Here is a 19035-nt window from a genome sequence, read left to right on the forward strand (position 1 = left end):
ACGTGATTTTCCGTTAAGGATCGTGCGCTCGTGACGCCATGGTTCCCCCGCCTCTCCAGGACTCACCATTTTTAAGGAGTCCGCATATGACTGCCACACCCGCAAGCAAAAGCCCCAAGGATGCCCCCGCCAGCGGAGGCATCCGCTCCAAACTGACCGAAGCCCAGCGTGCAATGCTCGCCAGCAAGTCCGGTGGTGGCGCGCCTGGCGGCTGGCAAAGCACGGGCAAGGGCCACAAGCCAACGTCAGCGAGCGGCAAGCAAGCGAAAACGGTCAAGAAGGTGCGTTGGTAGCTGTCGGGCAAATTCCTGCAGACAAGCAACGAGGCACCACCCTAATATTGAAGTCCCTTCATTTTCAGCGTGGAAAGGAAGAACCATGGCTGCCAAGCATGAAGCCGAAAACATCGATCCTGAGGTTGCCAACCATTTGGTGGAGTCCATGGACATGGCTCCCATGCCGGAACCGGCAACTTTGGCTGTCGCCCTGGGCGGCACTCCGGGGAACCAGTGGCCCGATGGCAACGGCAAGCGCCGCCACCCGAAGGACCGGGAACAGGCGCATGGCCGCATGGGCCAGGGCGCCGCAGTAACAGCGGTCCACCGCACCAGCCGGCCCCAGATGCCGCACTCCTCCTGAACACCCACCAACCCAAGCCAGCCCAACTGGGTCGCAGCAGTGCGCGTTTTGAGGGCTCAAAACGCGCACAAATGCGACTTAGTTGGGCTGGCTGACGTCGGAAGGCGACTTGTCCGGGCGCCAACCCCGCCACACGGGGTGCCGAAGCCGGCCGGGACCCGTCCAGTTGCCGAAAGCCACTTCCGCCACAAGCTCGGGCTTCACCCAGCGGGCATTGGCCGAGTCCTCCCGCGGGATGTCCGCAAACGGTGATTCCGGGATCTCCCGCGGCTCGAGCTTGTCCATGATGTCCCGCAGCTGCCAGTCCTTGAACCCGGTTCCTACCCGGCCCACGTAGCGCAGTTTGTCGCCGTCGGGCACGCCCAGCAGCAAGGCACCGAACGTGCCGCTGCGGGCGCCGGCACCAACACGCCAGCCGCCAACCACCACTTCCTGGCTCTGTTCGAGCTTGAGCTTCAACCACGCCCGGCTCCGGCGTCCGACCACGTACGGGCTGTCCGCCTTCTTGGCCATCACCCCTTCCAGGCCCAGTTCGGCGGCGCTCGCCATGAGGTCGTCCACGTCATGGTCCAGGACCTCGGAGAGGTGGATTGCGCAGCCACCTGGCAGCTTCCCGGCGAAGCCCGCCAGATGGTCCCGACGTTCGCGGAACGGCAGGCGGCTGAGGTCGGTGCCGCCGTCGTACAACAGGTCGAACAACATCAGGCTCACCGGGACTGACCCGCGGACCCTTTCAATGTCCGCAGCCTTGACCAGGTTCATCCGCAACTGCAGCCGGCCAAAGTCCGGGCGGGCTCCCTTGCCGAGCGCCACGATCTCCCCGTCCGCCACGAAGTCGCCCGGCGGCCAGCATTTCCGGTCCGTGAGCTCCGGGTAGGTCGCGGTGAGGTCGTTTCCGTTGCGGCTCGTCAGGCGGATGCTGCTCCCGGTGCCCGTGATGATCGCCCGGATCCCGTCCCACTTCAGTTCATACAGCCAGCCGCCGCCGCGGAGTTCCCCCACGGTTCCGGAGGTTGCCAGCATAGGGGTGTAGGCCGGCATGGGTTCAGGCCCGACGGCGGGTGGCGGCTTCGTTTCCGGAGCCACCTTCGCGGCGGGCTTCTTCCGGCCGCCGGGTTGTTCCTTCATCAGGTGGATGAGCCAGCGGTCGCCGGTATTGATGAGGGCCAGGCGCTTGGTGCCCTGCAGACCGCCACCGGGCTGGCCCGTAAGGGTGGCGATCACTTCCTTCCCCTCACGCCATTTCTCGCAGGTGTACTCGCCCCGGTCCCAAATGGTCATGGTCCCGGCCCCATATTCGCCCTTGGGGATGACGCCCGCGAAGTTTGCGTATTCCATGGGATGGTCTTCGGTATGGACGGCCAGGTTGTTCCGGTCCGGCGTTTCCGGCACGCCGCGCGGCAGTGCCCACGAGGCCAGGACGCCGTCGCGCTCCAGCCGCAGGTCCAGGTGGTAGCGGCGGGCGTGATGTTCCTGGATGACGAAGATGCCTCCGGGAGGCGGCGGGTCGCCGGGTTTCGGCTGCTCTGATGAACGTGCGGCAGGTGCCTGCCCGCCATCGCGGTTGGAGGACGACGCCGGAAAAGGTTCAGGAGTCTTCCCCGGGTCGCGCATTCCCACATATTTGGAAAGACGGTCCTCAACGGTCACTACCCGCTCGCGGCCGCCCGGAGTACCCCGCCGGGAGGCGCCGCTGCCGCCCGTGGAGGTGCCGCCGTCGTCCTCATCTTCCCCGTGCGGCGGGAGATGACGCGAGGAAATCGGCGCAAAGTGGTCCTTCCCCGTGCTGACGCGCTTCATGACCTCGGTGAAGTCAAGGTGGTCCAGCGTGGGGGAGGCCAGTTCCCGCCACGTGCGTGGTGCAGCTACCGTGGGGTGCGCCTTGCCGCGGAGCGAGTAGGGCACGATCGTGGTCTTGTTGCCGCTGTTCTGGCTCCAGTCCACCAGGACCTTGCCGTGGCGGAGGGACTTCTTCATGTCGCTGACCACCAGGTCCGGATGATCGGACTCAAGGGCGCGGGCGAGCTCATGGGCGAACGCGGACACCTGCTCTGATTTCAGCGTGCCTTCCAGCCCCGTGTAGAGATGGATACCCTTGCTGCCGCTGGTCACTGGAACGGGGTCCATGCCCATGTCCTGCAGGATGGACCGGGCGAGTTTGGCCACTTCCACGCATTCGGGCAGGCCTGCGCCGGGGCCGGGGTCAAGGTCCAGCACAAAACGGTCCGGGCGCAGCGGATTGCCGGCCGGATCCACCTGCCACTGCGGCACATGGATTTCCAACGACGCGATCTGGGCCATCCAGGTGAGCGTGGCGAGGTTGTTGACCATCGGATAGTCATTGGTGTGGTCCGAATGGTGGATGGTGGCGCGCGGAATCCACTTGGGCGCCGAGTCCTCCAGGTTCTTCTGGAAGAAGACCTGCCCGGGGTTCTCTGCAGTGCCTACCCCGTTGACCCACCGCTTGCGCGTCACGGGCCGGTTGGCTGCCGCCGGGATGAGAAACGCGGCAACCGCTGCGTAGTAGGCAAGGACTTCAGCCTTGGTGGTGCCTGTCTCCGGGTAGATGATCTTGCCCAGGTTCGTCAGGGTCAGTTCATGGCCCTCGACGACGACACGCTCCTTCTGCTTGACTGCCACCTCTTCTCCTCTGCTGGCTTGTGCTGTTGACTGGGTGCATGAGGGCCATATGGAAGGGATCTATCGCGTTCGGTCTGGTCAACGTACCAGTGAAGCTCTACAGCGCCACGGAGGACCACGACATCAGCCTCCATCAAGTCCACAATAAGGACGGCGGGCGCATCCGTTACCAGCGGAAATGTGAAATTTGCGGCGAGGTTGTTGCCTACGAGGACATCGACAAGGCCTACGAGGAAGAAGGCCGCACTGTGGTCCTCACAGCGGCTGAACTGAAGTCCCTTCCCGAGGAAAACAGCCGTGAGATCGAGGTGGTGGAGTTTATCCCCGCCGAGCAGCTTGACCCCATCATGTACGAACGCAGCTACTTCCTGGAGCCGGACTCCAAGTCGCCCAAGGCCTACATGCTGTTGAGGCAAACACTGGAGGACACGGACAGGATCGCAATCGTCCAGTATGCGCTGCGCCAGAAGACACGGCTCGGCGCGCTGCGTGTCCGCGGCGACGTGCTGCTCCTGCAGGCCTTGCTGTGGGGCGACGAAGTCCGCGAGGCCAAGTTTCCGTCCCTTGAGACGGACATCAAGATCTCGGACAAGGAGCTTGAGATGTCCTCCGCCCTGGTGGAGTCCATGGCCCACGACTTCGACCCCGATGAGTACACCGATGACTACCAGGTCCAGTTGAAGACACTCATCGAAGCCAAGCTGGAGAAGGGCGAGGCCCTGGACACCGAGGCCACCTTCGGTGCGGTGGAAGGCGAAGGGGAAGGTGGGGACGTCATCGACCTCATGGAGGCCCTCAAGCGCAGCCTCGACAAGAAGCGCGGCAAGGAAAAAGCCGCCGACGACGACGCTGCCGCCACCAAAACTGCGGCCAAACCCAAGACGCGGGCCAAGAAAAAGGCGTGACCCGCCGTCGTAAACCCAACTGGGTCGCAGTTAAGCGCGTTTAGACGGCTCTAAACGCGCTTAACTGCGACCTGGTTGGGTGAATCGGGGGGATTAGCCTTTGACGGATCCGGCGGTCAGGCCTTGGACGATGAACTTGCTGGCGAAGGCGAAGATCACCAGCGTGGGAACCACAGTCAGGACCGCGGCGGCGGACATGGAACCCCAATCGATGTTGAAGCTGGAGATAAAGCCGGCCAACGCCGTCGGAATTGTCTTGTTGCTGTCGCTGTTCATCAGGGTCACCGAGAGGAACAGTTCGTTCCAGCAATTGACGAAGTTGAAGACAAAGCTGGCTGCGATGCCGGGCAGCATGACCGGGACGATAACCCTGAAGAGCGCCCCCATCCTGGAACAGCCATCGATCATGGCCGCCTCTTCCAAGGCGTCCGGGACGTTCTCGAAAAAGCCCCGCAGCATGATGGTGCAGAACGGGATGCAGATGGCGATGTAGATCAGGATCAGCCCGGTTTTGGAATCGACCAGGCCGAAATCGGTCATCATCAGGTAAAGCGGGCCCAGGGCAATGAAGCCGGGGATCATCTGCGTGATGAGGAAAGCACCCAGCACTGCACCGCGCCCGGAAAACTGGAACCGCGCCAGAACGTAGGCGGAGAGCAGCGAGATAAGCGTGGCCACCGAGGCGGCCACCAGGGCCACCACCAGGCTGTTGAGCATGTACTGGCCGAAGTCCGACTTCGTGAAAAGCCCGATGTAGTTGTCCAGTGACAACTGCCGCGGCCAGTAGTCCAGCGGCAGCGAATAGATTGCTCCCGGCTCCTTGAGGGAGGTCACCACGATCCAGTACAGCGGGAAGACAGTGACGATCAGGCATAAGCCCAGGAAGACAACTTTTGAGACGCGGCCTATGAGCGTTGGACTGTTGATCATGGGGCTCCCTTTCGAAACCGGACAGCCATGAGGTAGAACGCTGCAAACAGCATGAGGGTGACCATCACGATCAATCCCAGGGCGGAAGCCTTGCCGTAGTCGCCTTCCTGGGTAATTTTGATCATGTAGGTGGTGATGATGTGGGTTTGGTCCGCAGGTCCGCCGCCGGTCATCGCGAAGATGATGTCCGGGAAGTTGAAGATCCAAATCACCCGCAGCAGGATGGTCAGCGCGAGGGTCGTGGAGATGCTGGACAGCGTGATGCTGAAGAACGTCCGTACTTTGCCGGCGCCGTCCAGTGCGGCGGCCTCATACATCTCGTCGGACACCGACTGCAGGGCAGCGAGGATCATGATGGCGAAGAACGTCACGCCGTACCAGATGTTGGCTATGATGATCGCCGCCATGGCAAAGCCCGGATCGGATAGCCACGGGATGGGCGAGCTGATGAGTCCGGATTTCATCAAGAGGTCGTTGACCACCCCGAATTCCGCGTTGAACATCCAGCGGAACAGCATCCCGATGAGGAAACCGGAAACTGCCCAGGGAAAGAAGATCATGGCTTGGTAGGCGCCGCGCATCCTGAACTTCCGCTTCAGGTACAGGGCGACGGCAAAGCCGATGACCACTTGGGGAACCAGGGAGCCGACAACCCACACCACGGTGTTGCGGACGATTGTTCCGAACTCGGGTGCGTCGAACAGGCTTTGGAAGTTCCCGAAACCAACCCATGACGTATCGGACAGGTCGTTCAGGTTCCAGTTCCGGAAGGCCATCTGGCTGCCGGCGAGCATGGGGTAGTAGGTGAAGATCCCCACGAATATGGCGGCCGGTGCCAGGAAGGCCAGCAGGGTCAGCGCTGTCCGGCCGCTGAACCGCCTCTTGGAGCCGCCACTGCCCTGGTCCCGCTGCACGTCCCTGCGCCCCGAGGGAGGCGACGTGGACCGCTTGACGTCGAGGCTCATGAACGGCTAGCCCTTCATCTTTTCTGTCCAGTAGGTGTCCCAGCTGGACAGCAGGTCGGCGGTGCTCATCTGGCCGGTGAGCACCCGCTGAAGTTCGCCGTCGGACTTCTTGATCCACTCGGTCCACCAGGAAACACTGCGTGGCTGGATGGCCGAGATGTAGGTGTCGGGGTTCTCCGTCATTTTCACGTAGGCAGCCCAGGGGCCGGTGCTGTAGAAGGGGTCCTGCGCGGCGGACTTCAGCGTGGGGACAAGGCTGTTGTCCTTGCTGAATGTGGTGGCGGCGTCACCTTGGGCGAGGTACTTGATGAGCTTGACTGCCTCCGGTTTGGCGTTGGAGGACTGTGCGATGCCCCAGCCGGCCGAAGCCACTGGCTGTATCGCCTTGCCGCCCGGTCCTACGAGCAACGGCGCAACATTCCACTGGTCCTGCTTGATGGCCTGTGACTCCTTGACGGTGGCGATGACCTCGGGGTCCTGCAGCAGGAAGGCCGTGGAGCCATTGCTGAAGCCCTGGACCATCTCCGGGTAGCCCCAGGCCACGGACGACGGCGGCGATCCCTTCTTGAAGAGGTCGATGTAGAGGTCCATGGCTTCCTGGGCCTTGGGGGAGGAGAAGATCGTCTTGCCGCTGGTCAGCTTGAAGGCGTTCTCCCGGTCGATCTCATCGGCCACATAGGCCTCGATGATGGCGACGGCGTTGGAGTTGGCGTTGGTACCACCCCGGAACGCGTAGCCGAACTTGTTCTCTGACGGCTTGTTCAGGGCCTCGGCCTGCTTCGCCATCTCCGGCCAGCTGCTGGGCGGGCCGTCAAAGCCGGCGTCCTTGACCAGGTCCGACCGGTAGAACAGGGAGAGGCCGTAGAAACCATAGGGAATGTAGTAGGTCTTGCCGTTTTGCTTGGAGTAGGTGACGGCGTTCTCTGTCAGGTTATTCCAGCCATCCCAGCCGTCCAGGTCCTTGGTCATGTCGTACAGCCAATTGTTGGCTCCGAAGGACCCCACCGTGATATCGCGGGCTTCCACGACGTCGATCCCCTTGCCGGACTGCAGCATCTGCTGGATCTTCTGGTCGGCTTGATCCGTGGGCGGCGAAATCAGCTCCACCTTGATGTCCGGGTTCTCCTGTTCGAACCCGGAGATCAGCTTCTTCAGGGTCTCCGTCCTGGTGGGGTTGGTGAGGCTTTCCACCATTTTCAGGGTGACCTTGCCATCGGCAGCATTTTGGCCGCCGCCGCATCCGGCAAGTGCAAGAACAGCCGCAAGGCCTGCTGCGGCAGTGGCCATAAATCTGGATTTCACGTGGGTCCTCCGTTGAATGGTTGTGATGGATGGTCCTGCACCGGTTGGCGGCGCAGCGTGGTTTCCTCAAGTGGATCGGGCAAGCTCCACGAGCCCGGGAACGGCCTTCTCCGCGAAGGCCTCGTAATCACTTGGCGAGTTGTAGAGATGCGCGGAAAGGCGAAGGAAGCCCTCACCCGCGAAGGTGGTCACGGCAGTTTCAAAGTCCCACCGTTCGGAGATGAGCTCCCGGACGCTATGCGAATCCTCATGGGTGGTGGCAAGGCCCTTCGGCAGCCGGAGGAGTCGCAGGGGACCTACGGGCATGCCGACCTCCACGGAGTGGTCCTCGCCGGTGTGCGCGGTGAAAGCATCTCCAATGATCGACGCGCCGTAGTCGCACAGCCCGCCGGCGTAGCTGCGGAACGTCCCCCAGCCGTATCGTTCCTCGATGGTGTCGAAAGAGGCGTGGGCAGCCATCCACGAGGTAACGTCCTGGGTTCCCACGTGGTCAAAGTTTTCGGGGAAGCGGTAAGGGAATCCCCATGAGTCGATGAGCGGCACCAGGCCCGCAGCACGGTCGCCGCTGCACACAAGTGCCGCCGTTCCCCTGGGGGCGCAGGCAAACTTGTGCAGGTTCCCCACCCAGAAACCCTCAAAGTCGGGCACGGGTGACTCCACGATGCCAGGCGCGTGTGCTCCATCCACCAACACCGGGATGCCGAGCGGGGCCGCGGCCCGCGCGATGGCCTCGACCGGGAAGGCGCGTGCAGTTGCCGATGTGATCTGGTCAACGACGATGAGGGCCGTCCTGCTGCTGACTTCGGCCAGAACCAGGGCGCAGACGGTCTCCGCGTCTGCATCCAACGGAACGTCGGCGATCCGGACCCTGCCGCCGTGCTTGCGCGCGATGCGGTGGGCCCCGTGCAGCACGGCCCCGTAAGCATGGCTTGTGGTGACGATCTCCGCGCCGTGCTCGAAGTCCAGGGAGTTGTAGACAGCGCTGATGCCGGCACTCGCGTTGAGGACGAGGGCTGTATGGCCCGCGTCAACTCCCAGGAAGCCGGCAACCTGTGCCCGGGCTTTGGCCACGGCGCTGTACTGCCCCATGAACCAGGTGCACGGATTGGCGTCCATGCGGGCCTTGAGTTGGAGCTGCACTTCCTGGGCAGCCCGTGGGACTGAGCCATATGAACCGTGGTTCAGGTGGGTCTTGTGTGGGGTCAGGCTCCAGTCGGAGATGGACGGGTTGCCATCCGGAGTCGTCATCGGATGCGGTGCCGTGAGGTTGCTGGCTGGGTACACAGAAGCCTTCTTGGTTGAAGAGGCGGGACTGTCTGTAAGTTACATCACAGGAGCAGCCAAGACAACAGACAACTTTGCAAGGAAGTCAGAGGACTTTGGCGAAATAAAGCGCTTAAGTGGCTCTACGGTTCAAAACATGACGGAGAGATAAGATGTCTTTGGAGAAAAGTCCGACACTATGACGATCCGGCGCACGCTTGCCTGGGTGGGGTAGCGTGTAACACGTCTGGAGGGAGCGGCTCAGTGGGTGCAGTTGAAACGGCCATGCAGGGCCTGCGGAACAAGATCGCATCCGGGGAGCTGGGGCCCGGGCAAAAATGTCCCCCCGAGGCTGAGCTCTGTGCACAGTTGGGGGTATCCAGGAGTTCCCTGCGGGAAGCTGTCCGGGCGATGTCGGCGCTGGGGATCATGGAGTCGCGCCACGGGTCCGGGACCTACATCTCGTCGCTGGAGCCTACCGTCATTCTCCAGAACTTCGCCCTGCTGGTGGACCTGCTGCCCCTGGACGGGCTGCTGGAACTGTTCGAGATCCGCAGGCTGATGGAGTCCCACGCGGCGGCCGCTGCGGCAGCCAATGCAACCCCGGCCGCTGTCGCTGCCCTCACGGAGCTGCTGGAAAGCATGGAGGGCACGGACAACCCTTCCGAGTATTCGGAGTACGATTCCCGGTTCCATGAAGAAATCTGCCGTGCCAGTGGCAACTCCACGCTAGCCGGCCTGGTGGGCATCTTCCGTTCGCGCGGGGGCCACTTCCACATCTTCGACGGCGACATTGGCACCGCCGTGCGCGAGGGCAGCACCGACGGACACCGCGCGATCGTTGACGCGATTGCCCAGCGCAATCCCACGCTCGCGGCAACCTCCATGGCGGCGCATATTGCCCAGACCGAACAGTGGCTGAAAAAGCTCAGGCCCGCGCCGCGGCTTCAGGACTAGTTGTCAGTGGTTCCGCAGCATGGAGATGATCTCCGACTTCTTCTTCCCTGAGTAGCCGGTGATGCCGAGCTCCTTGGCGCGGGCTTTCAGCTTGTCCACCGTCCAGTCGTCGTAATCGCCGGATTTACCGCCCTTGCGTCCTATTTCCTTCCGGCCTTGGTTTGCGGCGGCATTGGAGATGCGCGCGGCTTTTTCCTTGGAAGCACCGTCTTCCCGGAGTTCCTCGTAGAGCTCCGGATCCTTCAGGCTGGGATTCTTCCTGGCTGGCATGTCTTTCCTTTCTCTGGTCGATCAGGCTCCGGTTTCCTTGTGTGGTTCAGCCACTGGCTTGGATTCCGGAGAGCCCCGCTGGCGCAGGTAAACGGAGGCGCCGACGAGGACGGCGACGGCCAGGAATTCGCTCTGCCAGTTTTGGAATGACTCAAACCAGAATTGGCTGGAACCAACATACTCCCACAGGCCCACTTCCGGGAGCCCATGGCTGACCTGTTCCTCGTTGTACGCCGCCGTTCCTCCGAAGGCGTGCAGCGTGATCGATGCCAGGAAGAGCAGGGCAAACAGGCCGGCGAGGGAGTGCTCGTACACTTTCAGGACCCATCCTCCACGGCGCACGGGCCAGGGGGTCTTGGGAGTGTGCTTGGCCTCCCGGGGATCCTCATCCTGCGGTGCCGGTTTATCCACGGGCTTGGATTCAGAGGAGCCCTTCTGGAAGAGGAAAATGGTCAGGACCACGTACATGGCCATCTGCAGGAACTCGGATTCCCAGTTCTCGAACACGGCCTCCACAAAGTGGCCTGTGCCGACGTACTCCAGGACGCCCAGTGGCGGCTGTCCGTGGCTTTGCTGCTCCTCGCTGTAGCTGGCTGCCCCGGACACCACCATGCCGCCCAGGAAGGCGACGAACAGGCCGGCGTTTGCCAGCAGCAAGCCGTGGTCTTTCATCCATTGGCGCATCGGTCCTCCTTTCGTTGAGGCTTCCTGATGCTCTGTTGGCCGCAGCACGGGTCAGCGTTCCCTACCGTTTGTCGCCTCATCAGCGCTGTCACCGTTGTCATGGTTTCGAAGGGCCCGCCGGTGGAGCCAGATCGGTGTCCCGAGGACAAGGACAAGCAGGACCAGGATGATGACACCCCCGGAGACCAGCCCGGCGGTCCTACCGGCCACCACATCGAAGACCAGCGATGCTGATCCCACAATGAGGATGGCCACGCCGAACAGTGCGAACTTGGTGATGATGTTGGCACTGGAGACGAGGGTCGACTTGAGGCCTTGGCGGAACAGCCGGCGGTGGACGCTGACGGGCAGCACAATCAATGACGTGGTGAGGGCGGCGGCCATGACGTTAAAGAGGTAAAGCCCGCGCTGCCAATCGTCCAGGTCCTCGAATCTTTCCTGGAACGGCAGGGTCAGCAGGAAACCTCCCAGGATCTGCACGCCTGTTTGCAGGACCCGTAATTCCTGGATCAATTCCATCCAATTGCGGTCCATCCGCTCTTCGGTGGATTCATTCCTGCCGGTCCTGGGAGCCTGATCGGGCTCAACCATTCGTGCACCTCCAGCTGGGTATGTGGTGGACGCCAACGGAACGCCGGACTACGGTCGAACTGTCAGCATTCCTCGTGTTTTATCGGGGCCTCACAGGAATTACCAGGAGGAAGAAATGAGCCAGGACCCACACCGCGTCGACCCGGAAGATGCACCCGGCGGCTACGGAACACCTACACCGGAGCAGGAATTGCCCGGTGGTGGCTCCGGACGCGAAACCCCGGAACGGCCCGCACCCGGGAGCTCTCCGGAACCGGAAAGTACGGACGAAGAAGGGACCGGCGCTTCGCCGGACGACAACGCCTGAGCAGCGTGAGGGCTGCCCCGTGCCGCAAGCCTGCTGCAGGGGGACAGCCCTCGCGTTCCGCGATCATCCGGGGTGTGGCGCTTGGGGCGCCTGAGGAGTCAATCCTGGCGGCGCCGCTCTAAACCGTGTGGCCCCTGCGTCCGGACATGAAGCTGAGCAGCCAGCCAATGGCGGCAATGACCAGAAGGACCACGCCTACCCACAGCAGCCAGTTGAGGGCCTGCGAGAAGCCGCCCACCAGAAGAAGAACAATTGCCACTACACCAGCGATTATCAGAAGCGTATTCATGGTCAGCACATTCCTTTCCTTGGAATCCCGGGGATCTTCCTGGATTCCTGACTATGCATTCCTGCTTACTTCATTTCTTTGTTGCGGTTCCCGGTGCATTGCTGCCGCCGGGTGCCATTTGGCCGTTATCACCGCCAGCGGCCCGCGGGTGAGCGGGTTCGCCAGTTGTGAACAGCGACACTCTCCATTGTACTACTAAGCATCCTTATGAAAGAGTAATTGCAGTCGTCACCTGATGATTGACCTGTTGGTGAAGAAATTTGCCGGCATGGTTTTTCGCCCAAGCGACCGTCCACGAGAGGAAAACATGAAAGCGTCACAGCAGCTTGCAGACAACCTTCAAATCGTCCTGACGGACCTCATCGAGCTACAGCTCCAAGGCAAGCAGGCCCACTGGAACATCGTTGGCCCCAACTTCCGTGACCTCCACCTCCAGTTGGATGAACTTGTGGTGGCCACGCGGCAGTTTGCCGATGACACCGCGGAGCGCATGCGGGCACTGCACGCCCTCCCCGACGGCCGCAGCGCCACGATCGCCAAGGGCACTCGGCTGGAGGAGTTCCCGGGCGGCCTTGTCTCCACCAAGAACGCCGTCAAACTGGTCACAGACCGCGTGGAACGAGCCGTCCAGACCATGCGCGACGTCCATGACGAGGTGGATGAGGAAGACCCCACGACGGCGGACCTCCTGCATGAGTTCATCGCCCGCCTTGAGCAGTTGGTCTGGATGATCAATGCAGAAATCATGGGTGCCGGCGCCGCAGTAACGGACCCGGACGAAGCCTGACCGGCGGCCCGGCACCGGACACGCGGAGCACCCATGGCCAGGCTTCGGCGCAGTGACCTTTCCAAGCCCGGCATCGTGCGGCGCCGTTCGGGCAAGGGTTTCAGCTACCGCCATCCGGACGGGACACTCCTGGACAAAGAGGATCGCCAGCGCATCAATGCGCTGGCGATCCCGCCTGCGTGGACCGAGGTCTGGATCAGTCCCTACGAGAATGCGCACATCCAGGCCACGGGCGTGGATGCCGCGGGACGCAGCCAGTACCTCTACCATCCCCGGTGGCGCGAACGTAAGGACACCGAGAAATTCCAGCGCGCCGCCGAACTGGGCTCGGCCTTCCCATCGATCCGGCGCACCGTGACGCTGCACTTGAAGGACACCTCCGACCCCAGGCAACAAACCCTGGCTGCCGCTGTCCGCCTCATGGATCTGGGAGCACTGCGGGTCGGCTCCGAAAGCTATATGAAGCAGAACGGGTCCTACGGACTGACGACCCTCCGGTGCCGCCACGCGAGGATCAAGGACAACGCCGTCGGCCTGAAGTTTCCCGGCAAGAGCGGCCAATGGTGGGACACCTCCATTAATGACCCAGCGCTGGCTGCCTTCCTCGAACCCCTTTCCCGCAGGCCGGGCAAGGAGCGGCTGTTGGCCTACAAGGCCAACGGCTCGTGGGTTCCCTTGGACGGGTCCATGGTTAATGAGTACCTCCGGAGCATTGCCGGTGAAGCCTACAGTTCAAAGGACTTCCGGACGTGGAAGGGCACTGCCGCCGCAGCGCTGTGCCTCCTGAAGACTGAAGGCACCATGACCCGCCCCCAGGCCTTGGTCAAAGCCATGAAAGAGGCGGCCGGGTTGCTGGGCAACACGCCCACGGTGGCGCGCACCTCCTACGTGGACCCGCGGATCGTGGAAGCGTATCTTTCCGGTGAACTCCTCGACGTGAAGCCAACGGAGCCCTCCATCGCGGAATTCCTGATCTCCAAGCAGGGCTGACGCAAGTGGCTGCTGGACGCAAAGGCCAGTCTGGACGCAGGCGTTAAACGAAAAAAGCCTGGCCGCATCCTCCGGGAGCGGCCAGGCTTTTAGGAGCCGGTGCTTCTAGGCGTCGTGGTCCGTTTCGAGGATCTGCACCAGGCGGTCCAGGGCTTCGTCCGCACCCGCGCCTTCAGCACGCAGCACCACGACATCGCCGTGCTCGGCGCCCAGGCTCATCAAGGACAGGATGCTGGCCGCGTCCATGGCGTCATCGGCGGGTTCACCCTGGCGGGCAATGGTCACGTCGAGGTCAAGTTCCCCTGCAGCCTCGGCGAAGATGGCTGCCGGGCGGGCGTGGAGGCCGACGCGGCTGGCGATGGTGGCGGTACGTTCAGTCATTGGTGCTCCTTGGATAGGGATGTGGGTGTGGGAAGTCCAGGGTGACGGTGGTGCAGGAAGGTCAGACGCCTGCGGTGGCAGGAACCGCTTCCGCTTCGACGGGCTTGTTCACGGCCCAGCGCTTGAGGGCTATGACCAGCAGTGCGGTGATCGCCACGCCCACGGCGATGGACAGGAAGAAGAACAGGAAGTTGTCGATGGCGAAGAAAACGAACAGGCCGCCGTGGGGTGCCTTGGACGTGACAGCGAAGGCCATGGACAGTGCACCGGTCACGGCACCACCCACCATGCTGGCCGGGATAACGCGCAACGGATCGGCGGCGGCGAACGGGATGGCACCTTCGGAAATGAACGATGCTCCCAGAAGCCAGGCAGCCTTGCCGTTTTCGCGTTCGGCGAGCGAGAACAGCTTCTTGTCCAGCACGGTAGCCAGCGCCATGGCCAGCGGCGGAACCATGCCTGCCGCCATGACGGCGGCCATGATCTGCCACGGAGCCTGGTTGGTGATGGACGCGGTGCCGAGGCCGGCAACGGCGAACGAGTAGGCGACCTTGTTGACCGGGCCGCCGAGGTCGAAGCACATCATGAGGCCAAGGATGACGCCGAGGATGATGGCTCCCGCGCCGGTCAGGCCGGAAAGCCCGGCGTTGAGGGCGTTGGTCAGCGCGACGATCGGGGCGCCGAGGATCAGGAACATCAACCCGGACGCTACCAGGGACGCGATCAGCGGGATGATGACCACCGGCATCAGGCCACGGAGCCAGCGGGCCACGTTAAGCTTGCCCAGTTGGTAGGCGACGTAGCCGGCCAGCAAACCGCCGACGATGCCGCCGAGGAAGCCCGCGCCCATGAAGCCGGAAACTGCGCCGGCGACGAAGCCCGGCGCAATACCCGGACGGTCGGCGATCGCGTAGGCGATGTAGCCCGCCAGTGCCGGGACCAGGAAGCCGAGGGACAGGGCGCCGATCTTGAAGAGGACGGCACCGAGGTAGGCGCCCAAGGGACCCCAGGCATTGTCCGGGAACTCGGTGGGCAGGTTGAAGATGCTGTTCTCCACAACGATCTTGTCGGCAAAGCCCGTGATCAGGTAGCCACCCATGAGGAAGCCGAGCGCAATCAACAAACCGCCACCGGCCACGAACGGAATCATGTACGACACGCCGGTCAGGAGTGCGCGCTTCAGCTTCTGGCCGACGTGCTCGCTCTTCTCCTCGGCCTCGCGCTCGGCCTGCTCCTCCGCACCGAAATGGGCCACCCGGTGTGCGTGGGGGTCATCGGCAGCGGCGAGGGCTTCCTGGACCATCTTGTCCGGTTCATCAATGCCGCGCTTGACGGGCGCGTTGATGACCGGCTTGCCGGCGAAGCGCTCCTTTCCGCGAACGTCGACGTCGACGGCGAAGATCACCGCATCTGCCGCGGCGATCACCGCCGGGTCCAGCGGCTTGGCGCCGGAGGAACCCTGGGTCTCCACCTGCAGGTCCACACCCGCTTCCTTGGCCGCGGCAACCAACGAGTCGGCAGCCATGTAAGTGTGCGCGATTCCGGTTGGGCAAGCGGTAACGGCCACGAGGCGCTTGGGTCCGGCCGGGGTCGCTTCACCGGTGATGGGGGTCGTGCCCGCTTCGCGATGCCCAACCACTCCGCGACCCCCATCACCGGCTCCGCCGGAACTCGGCTTATCGCTCAAAGCGCCATCTACCAGCTCGACTATCTCTTGTGGAGAGGAAGCCGCACGCAGCGCAGCCGTGAAGTCCTTTTTGATGAGTGATCGGGCCAGCTTGGAGAGCAGCTTCAGGTGTTCCTGGTCAGCGCCGTCGGGGGCTGCAATGAAGAAGATGAGGTCCGCAGGGCCGTCCTTTGCACCGAAGTCCACCTTGTGGGAGAGCCGCGCCATGGCCAGGGCGGGTTCCGTCACGGCGGCGGAACGGCAGTGCGGGATGGCAATGCCGCCGGGAACGCCGGTGGCCGTCTTCTGCTCGCGGGCAAAGGCGTCGGTGAAGAGCCCTTCAACCTCGGAGGCACGGCCAGCGGCGGCAACCTTGCCGGCCAGGACACGGATGACGTCGGCGGGGGCATCGCCCAGGTTCTGGTCGAGGGTGACCAATTGGGGTGTGATCAGCTGGGTCACTGTTAGTCCTTCGGGAGGGCCGTGATGGTAACGGCGTCTGGGGTTGTCTGGTGGACTGCCGGGACAGTGGAGCCCGGCAGCGAAGCAGCGGCGGCACCATGGGCCACGGCTTGACGGAGGCAGTCCGGGGCGGAACCACCTTTGGTTGCGGCCAGCAGGTAGCCGGCCAGGGACGAATCGCCGGCACCTACAGTGCTGACGGCTTGTATCGGCGGATGCGTGGCAAGCCACGCTCCGTCTGCCGTCACCAGCACTGCGCCCTTGGATCCGAGCGTTGCGAGTACGGCACCCACACCGCTGTGAACGACGGCGGCAGCAGCTTGGGCGGCTTTGGCCGGGTCTGCTTCCAGTTCGTCAGCGGTGGAGACAGTGGCGAAGCCTGCCGCCGCAGCGAGTTCTGCGAGCTCTTCGGCGTTGGGCTTCAGGAGATCCGGCTTTCCGGCGGCGTCACCTTCCAGTGCTGCCGCGAGGGGAGCCCCGGACGAGTCGATGGCGATGCCTGGAGCGGCGATCCCATCGGCCCGGGAACGCAGCCGGCGGGCGATGGTGGCATAGAAGTCGGCGGGCACTCCTGGTGGGAGCGAGCCGGCCAGGACCACCCAGCTGGCGCCACGCGAGCGTTCAAGCAGCAGCCCGATCAGGGCCTCCTGCTGTTCCCCGCTCAGTTCCGGGCCGGGCTCGTTGATCTTGGTGGTGACGCCGTCCGGTTCGGTGAGCGTGACGTTGCTGCGCAGCGCTTGACCGATGGGGAGCGCGGCAAAGGGCACACCGCCGTCGTGCAGTCCGGCAAGGACCGGATCCGAGTCGTCGCCCGGAAGAACCGCGAGCGTTTCGAGGCCGGAGGCCACGAGCGCCCGGGACACATTGACGCCCTTTCCGCCCGATTCCTGATGGACGGCCACCGCGCGCTGCACTTCTCCGCGGGCCAGCGGCCCGGGAAGTTCAACTGTCCGGTCAAGGCTGGGGTTGGCGGTCAGCGTGACGATCATGCGACCACCACGTCTACACCGGCGTCGGCCAGGGCTGCCGCGAGTTCCGCGGAGGGCTCCCTGTCTGTGATCAAGGTATCCACATCCTTCAAAGTGGCGAACTGGACCAGGGTTTCGGCGTCCAGCTTGGAAGAGTCGGCCAGTGCCACCACGCGGCGGGCTGACTTGACGAAGGCTGCCTTGACGGCGGCTTCCTCGGGATCGGGGGTGCTGAGACCGAACGTAGCGTGGATGCCGTTGGCACCGACGAACGCGATGTCCGGCCGGAGCTTGAAAGCGGCCTCCACGGTGGACTGGCCCACTGCCGCCTGTGTCAGCCCGCGGACGCGGCCACCGAGGATCTGGAGGGCAACACCGGGAGTGGCAGACAGCTTGCCGGCAATGGGAATGGCATGGGTGATCACCACGAGGTCGTCCGTTGACCCATTGGCCGGCGTGCGTTGGGCCAGGAGGTCGGCGAGGGTTTCCGTGGTGGAACCGGCATCGAGCAGGACACTGCCGGTGGTGGGTCCGGGAATCATGGAAAGGGCGGCTGCTGCGATGCGGAGTTTTTCGGCCTGGCGCTGAATGGCGCGCTCCAGGATGCTTTCTTCGCGGGTGCTGAGCCGGTCCGAGGGGACTGCGCCGCCGTGCACACGGCGCAGGTTGCCGGAAACCTCGAGGGCCGCGAGGTCGCGGCGGATGGTTTCGGTGGTGATGCTGAACCGGTCGGCGAGCTCGGTAACGCTCACGCGTCCGCGCTCTGCGACGAGTGCGGAGATCAGTTGTTGGCGCTCTTCGGCGAACACTTACCCTCCATTGCGGTAATGCCTGTTTTCGTGCATCCACTGTGAGTGATTGCTGTCACAACAATGTGGAATTGCTTGACTCTATCTTTGTTTATGCGGGTAAGTCAAGAGAAACCAACACAAACAAAGATTGATGATGCGAAGGATCAGGCGTGTGCAGGGCAAACGAAAAGGCACGTCGCGCTCCCTGTAGCGCGACGTGCCCTCGTCGGGTCCTGACTGGGGGATTTGGCAGGACCCGGTCATTCGGTGGAACTGTCGGGAGCCGGCGCCCCTGCGGTTCCACTGGCCCGGCGGCTCCCGCAGCCAGGCCCTTCTTCTAAAGTTGGTCGTCCTCCGGTATCTGGTCCGGTTCGGGTACTGGCGGCGGCCCGGGCTCGGGCAGGGGAACGGGTTCCGGAGTGGGAGCAGGTTCCCGCTGGCGGGACTGGATGGCAGGGTCCGGCTCGACGGCGGGGTCTGCGCTCGTCAGGTCCGGGGTTCCCGCGCCGCCAGCGCCCGGGGAGTTGCCGCTCACGGCTTGTTGTTCCTGCGGTGCCCCAGGTGTTGTGGCCGGAGGCTCCTGGGCGCGCTGGTGGGGAACCGGCTCGAGTCCCAGCCGTTGGTGTAGTCGATGGGAAGGTTGTCCGGGTCGGGTGGGTCCGGAAGCTTGTGCTTGCCGGACCTCGAATCGGAACCGGTCGCCAGTGACTCTTTCCTTCGCTTGTCTGCCTTCATGCTGTCTTCTTCCGGTAGGTCCTTGGATGCTGCCGCAGGAGGTTTCCGCCGGCCATCAGTCGGGAAATTCCATGCGGAACCCGCAACTGCATCCCAGGACGCGTGTGTTGATGTGGACTTCATAAAGCTGGGCGCTGCTGCCTGGACGCACTGCCGCCGTGGCCTGGATCCGCCGAAGCTCGCAGCTCCTGGTTTTCATGGGGGCGCCGCAGTGGAGGTATTGGCCGCCGAACTGGAAGACGCTGTGGGAGGAGCCGGGCCGGTTCAGGATCATGGCCACACGCTGCACTGTGGCGGTCCGGAGATAGGAGTTCCCGCAGGCGGCGCAGTCATAATCCACATCAAGCGTGGTGGTGGCCGGCGGGTAGTGCTGCTGGATGGTGCCCACCAGCAGGTGCTGGTCTGTATTGCACTGCGGGCACCAGAGAGGTTCGTCGGGCGGCTGGTGGGCTTCGTCCGGGACTCTCGACGCTGGCTGGGCCGGCATGGGTATTCACCTTTGCATGTGAATGC

At 63.5% G+C, this 19035-nt stretch carries 23 protein-coding genes; 7 read left to right on the top strand and 16 right to left on the bottom strand.

Annotation, left to right across the window (positions count from 1 at the left end; genetic code table 11):
• The first annotated feature begins 86 nt into the window (after positions 1-86).
• Both ACPFL9_RS01730 and ACPFL9_RS01735 read left to right on the top strand, forming a co-directional pair.
• Entirely contained in the window at positions 87-293 is a 207-nt protein-coding gene (locus ACPFL9_RS01730; protein ID WP_426005457.1) for a hypothetical protein, read from the top strand.
• 85 nt (positions 294-378) lie between these two features.
• Positions 379-639, top strand: a complete 261-nt coding sequence (locus ACPFL9_RS01735) for a hypothetical protein (RefSeq protein WP_426005458.1) — start codon at positions 379-381, stop codon at positions 637-639.
• 78 nt (positions 640-717) lie between these two features.
• Here the strand turns inward: ACPFL9_RS01735 and ACPFL9_RS01740 are convergent, their stop codons facing one another.
• Complete coding sequence (locus ACPFL9_RS01740; protein WP_426005459.1) at positions 718-3279, bottom strand: ATP-dependent DNA ligase; 2562 nt, start codon at positions 3277-3279, stop codon at positions 718-720.
• A 38-nt stretch (positions 3280-3317) separates the two neighbouring features.
• Here ACPFL9_RS01740 and ACPFL9_RS01745 point away from each other — a divergent pair, with 38 nt between their 5' ends.
• Complete coding sequence (locus ACPFL9_RS01745) at positions 3318-4184, top strand: Ku protein (RefSeq protein ID WP_426005460.1); 867 nt, start codon at positions 3318-3320, stop codon at positions 4182-4184.
• 93 nt (positions 4185-4277) lie between these two features.
• Here ACPFL9_RS01745 and ACPFL9_RS01750 read toward each other — a convergent pair whose 3' ends face one another.
• The 4 genes from ACPFL9_RS01750 to ACPFL9_RS01765 all read right to left on the bottom strand — a co-directional run bounded on the left by ACPFL9_RS01750 (position 4278) and on the right by ACPFL9_RS01765 (position 8665).
• Positions 4278-5114, bottom strand: coding sequence for a carbohydrate ABC transporter permease (locus ACPFL9_RS01750; RefSeq protein WP_426005461.1), 837 nt, complete (start codon positions 5112-5114; stop codon positions 4278-4280).
• On the bottom strand, positions 5111-6079 hold the full coding sequence (locus ACPFL9_RS01755) for a carbohydrate ABC transporter permease (RefSeq protein WP_426005462.1): 969 nt from the start codon (positions 6077-6079) through the stop codon (positions 5111-5113). The genes ACPFL9_RS01750 and ACPFL9_RS01755 overlap by 4 nt, the downstream gene beginning before the upstream one ends.
• Positions 6080-6085: 6 nt before the next feature.
• Positions 6086-7381: an ABC transporter substrate-binding protein gene (locus ACPFL9_RS01760; protein WP_426005463.1), complete on the bottom strand. Its 1296-nt coding sequence runs from the start codon at positions 7379-7381 to the stop codon at positions 6086-6088.
• A gap of 66 nt (positions 7382-7447) precedes the next feature.
• Positions 7448-8665: an aminotransferase class V-fold PLP-dependent enzyme gene (locus ACPFL9_RS01765; protein ID WP_426005464.1), complete on the bottom strand. Its 1218-nt coding sequence runs from the start codon at positions 8663-8665 to the stop codon at positions 7448-7450.
• 243 nt (positions 8666-8908) lie between these two features.
• Here ACPFL9_RS01765 and ACPFL9_RS01770 point away from each other — a divergent pair, with 243 nt between their 5' ends.
• Positions 8909-9601 carry a FadR/GntR family transcriptional regulator gene (locus ACPFL9_RS01770; protein WP_426005465.1) on the top strand — a complete coding sequence of 231 codons (693 nt, stop codon included), beginning with the start codon at positions 8909-8911 and terminating at the stop codon, positions 9599-9601.
• A gap of 3 nt (positions 9602-9604) precedes the next feature.
• Here ACPFL9_RS01770 and ACPFL9_RS01775 read toward each other — a convergent pair whose 3' ends face one another.
• From ACPFL9_RS01775 to ACPFL9_RS01785, 3 genes are read right to left on the bottom strand one after another with little or no spacing between them, the layout of a single operon-like run.
• Complete coding sequence (locus ACPFL9_RS01775) at positions 9605-9871, bottom strand: DUF7218 family protein (RefSeq protein WP_426005466.1); 267 nt, start codon at positions 9869-9871, stop codon at positions 9605-9607.
• 21 nt (positions 9872-9892) lie between these two features.
• Positions 9893-10555 carry a DUF6766 family protein gene (locus tag ACPFL9_RS01780; RefSeq protein ID WP_426005467.1) on the bottom strand — a complete coding sequence of 221 codons (663 nt, stop codon included), beginning with the start codon at positions 10553-10555 and terminating at the stop codon, positions 9893-9895.
• 51 nt (positions 10556-10606) lie between these two features.
• On the bottom strand, positions 10607-11146 hold the full coding sequence (locus ACPFL9_RS01785) for a DUF6328 family protein (RefSeq protein ID WP_426005468.1): 540 nt from the start codon (positions 11144-11146) through the stop codon (positions 10607-10609).
• 115 nt (positions 11147-11261) lie between these two features.
• On the opposite strand from ACPFL9_RS01785, the gene ACPFL9_RS01790 reads away from it, so the two are divergent.
• Positions 11262-11453 carry a hypothetical protein gene (locus ACPFL9_RS01790; RefSeq protein ID WP_426005469.1) on the top strand — a complete coding sequence of 64 codons (192 nt, stop codon included), beginning with the start codon at positions 11262-11264 and terminating at the stop codon, positions 11451-11453.
• 118 nt (positions 11454-11571) lie between these two features.
• Here the strand turns inward: ACPFL9_RS01790 and ACPFL9_RS01795 are convergent, their stop codons facing one another.
• The gene (locus tag ACPFL9_RS01795; RefSeq protein WP_018778938.1) at positions 11572-11742 is read right to left on the bottom strand and encodes a hypothetical protein; all 171 of its coding nucleotides are present in this window, start codon (positions 11740-11742) and stop codon (positions 11572-11574) included.
• 307 nt (positions 11743-12049) lie between these two features.
• Between ACPFL9_RS01795 and ACPFL9_RS01800 the strand changes: the two genes are divergently transcribed.
• Together ACPFL9_RS01800 and ACPFL9_RS01805 are read left to right on the top strand one after the other, a co-directional pair.
• A complete protein-coding gene (locus ACPFL9_RS01800; RefSeq protein WP_426005470.1) occupies positions 12050-12529 on the top strand; it encodes a Dps family protein in 480 nt (159 codons plus the stop codon).
• Between the two features lie 33 nt (positions 12530-12562).
• Positions 12563-13519 carry a DNA topoisomerase IB gene (locus ACPFL9_RS01805; protein ID WP_426005471.1) on the top strand — a complete coding sequence of 319 codons (957 nt, stop codon included), beginning with the start codon at positions 12563-12565 and terminating at the stop codon, positions 13517-13519.
• Positions 13520-13624: 105 nt separating this feature from the next.
• Here the strand turns inward: ACPFL9_RS01805 and ACPFL9_RS01810 are convergent, their stop codons facing one another.
• The 7 genes from ACPFL9_RS01810 to ACPFL9_RS01840 all read right to left on the bottom strand — a co-directional run bounded on the left by ACPFL9_RS01810 (position 13625) and on the right by ACPFL9_RS01840 (position 19009).
• On the bottom strand, positions 13625-13900 hold the full coding sequence (locus ACPFL9_RS01810; protein WP_426005472.1) for an HPr family phosphocarrier protein: 276 nt from the start codon (positions 13898-13900) through the stop codon (positions 13625-13627).
• Between the two features lie 61 nt (positions 13901-13961).
• Positions 13962-16028 (bottom strand): PTS fructose transporter subunit IIABC, encoded by a 2067-nt coding sequence (locus ACPFL9_RS01815; protein ID WP_426005473.1) that lies wholly within the window; start codon positions 16026-16028, stop codon positions 13962-13964.
• A 2-nt stretch (positions 16029-16030) separates the two neighbouring features.
• A complete protein-coding gene (locus ACPFL9_RS01820; RefSeq protein WP_426005474.1) occupies positions 16031-17017 on the bottom strand; it encodes a 1-phosphofructokinase family hexose kinase in 987 nt (328 codons plus the stop codon).
• A complete protein-coding gene (locus tag ACPFL9_RS01825; RefSeq protein ID WP_426005475.1) occupies positions 17014-17805 on the bottom strand; it encodes a DeoR/GlpR family DNA-binding transcription regulator in 792 nt (263 codons plus the stop codon). The genes ACPFL9_RS01820 and ACPFL9_RS01825 overlap by 4 nt, the downstream gene beginning before the upstream one ends.
• 319 nt (positions 17806-18124) lie before the next feature.
• The gene (locus tag ACPFL9_RS01830) at positions 18125-18322 is read right to left on the bottom strand and encodes a hypothetical protein (protein WP_426005477.1); all 198 of its coding nucleotides are present in this window, start codon (positions 18320-18322) and stop codon (positions 18125-18127) included.
• Positions 18319-18522, bottom strand: coding sequence for a hypothetical protein (locus tag ACPFL9_RS01835; RefSeq protein ID WP_426005479.1), 204 nt, complete (start codon positions 18520-18522; stop codon positions 18319-18321). Before ACPFL9_RS01835 ends, ACPFL9_RS01830 begins: the two co-directional genes overlap by 4 nt.
• Positions 18523-18577: 55 nt before the next feature.
• Entirely contained in the window at positions 18578-19009 is a 432-nt protein-coding gene (locus ACPFL9_RS01840; protein ID WP_426005480.1) for a hypothetical protein, read from the bottom strand.
• Positions 19010-19035: the final 26 nt, after the last annotated feature.

Origin of the sequence: Paenarthrobacter sp. NyZ202, from assembly GCF_049860755.1 — a bacterium.
Taxonomy (GTDB): domain Bacteria; phylum Actinomycetota; class Actinomycetes; order Actinomycetales; family Micrococcaceae; genus Arthrobacter.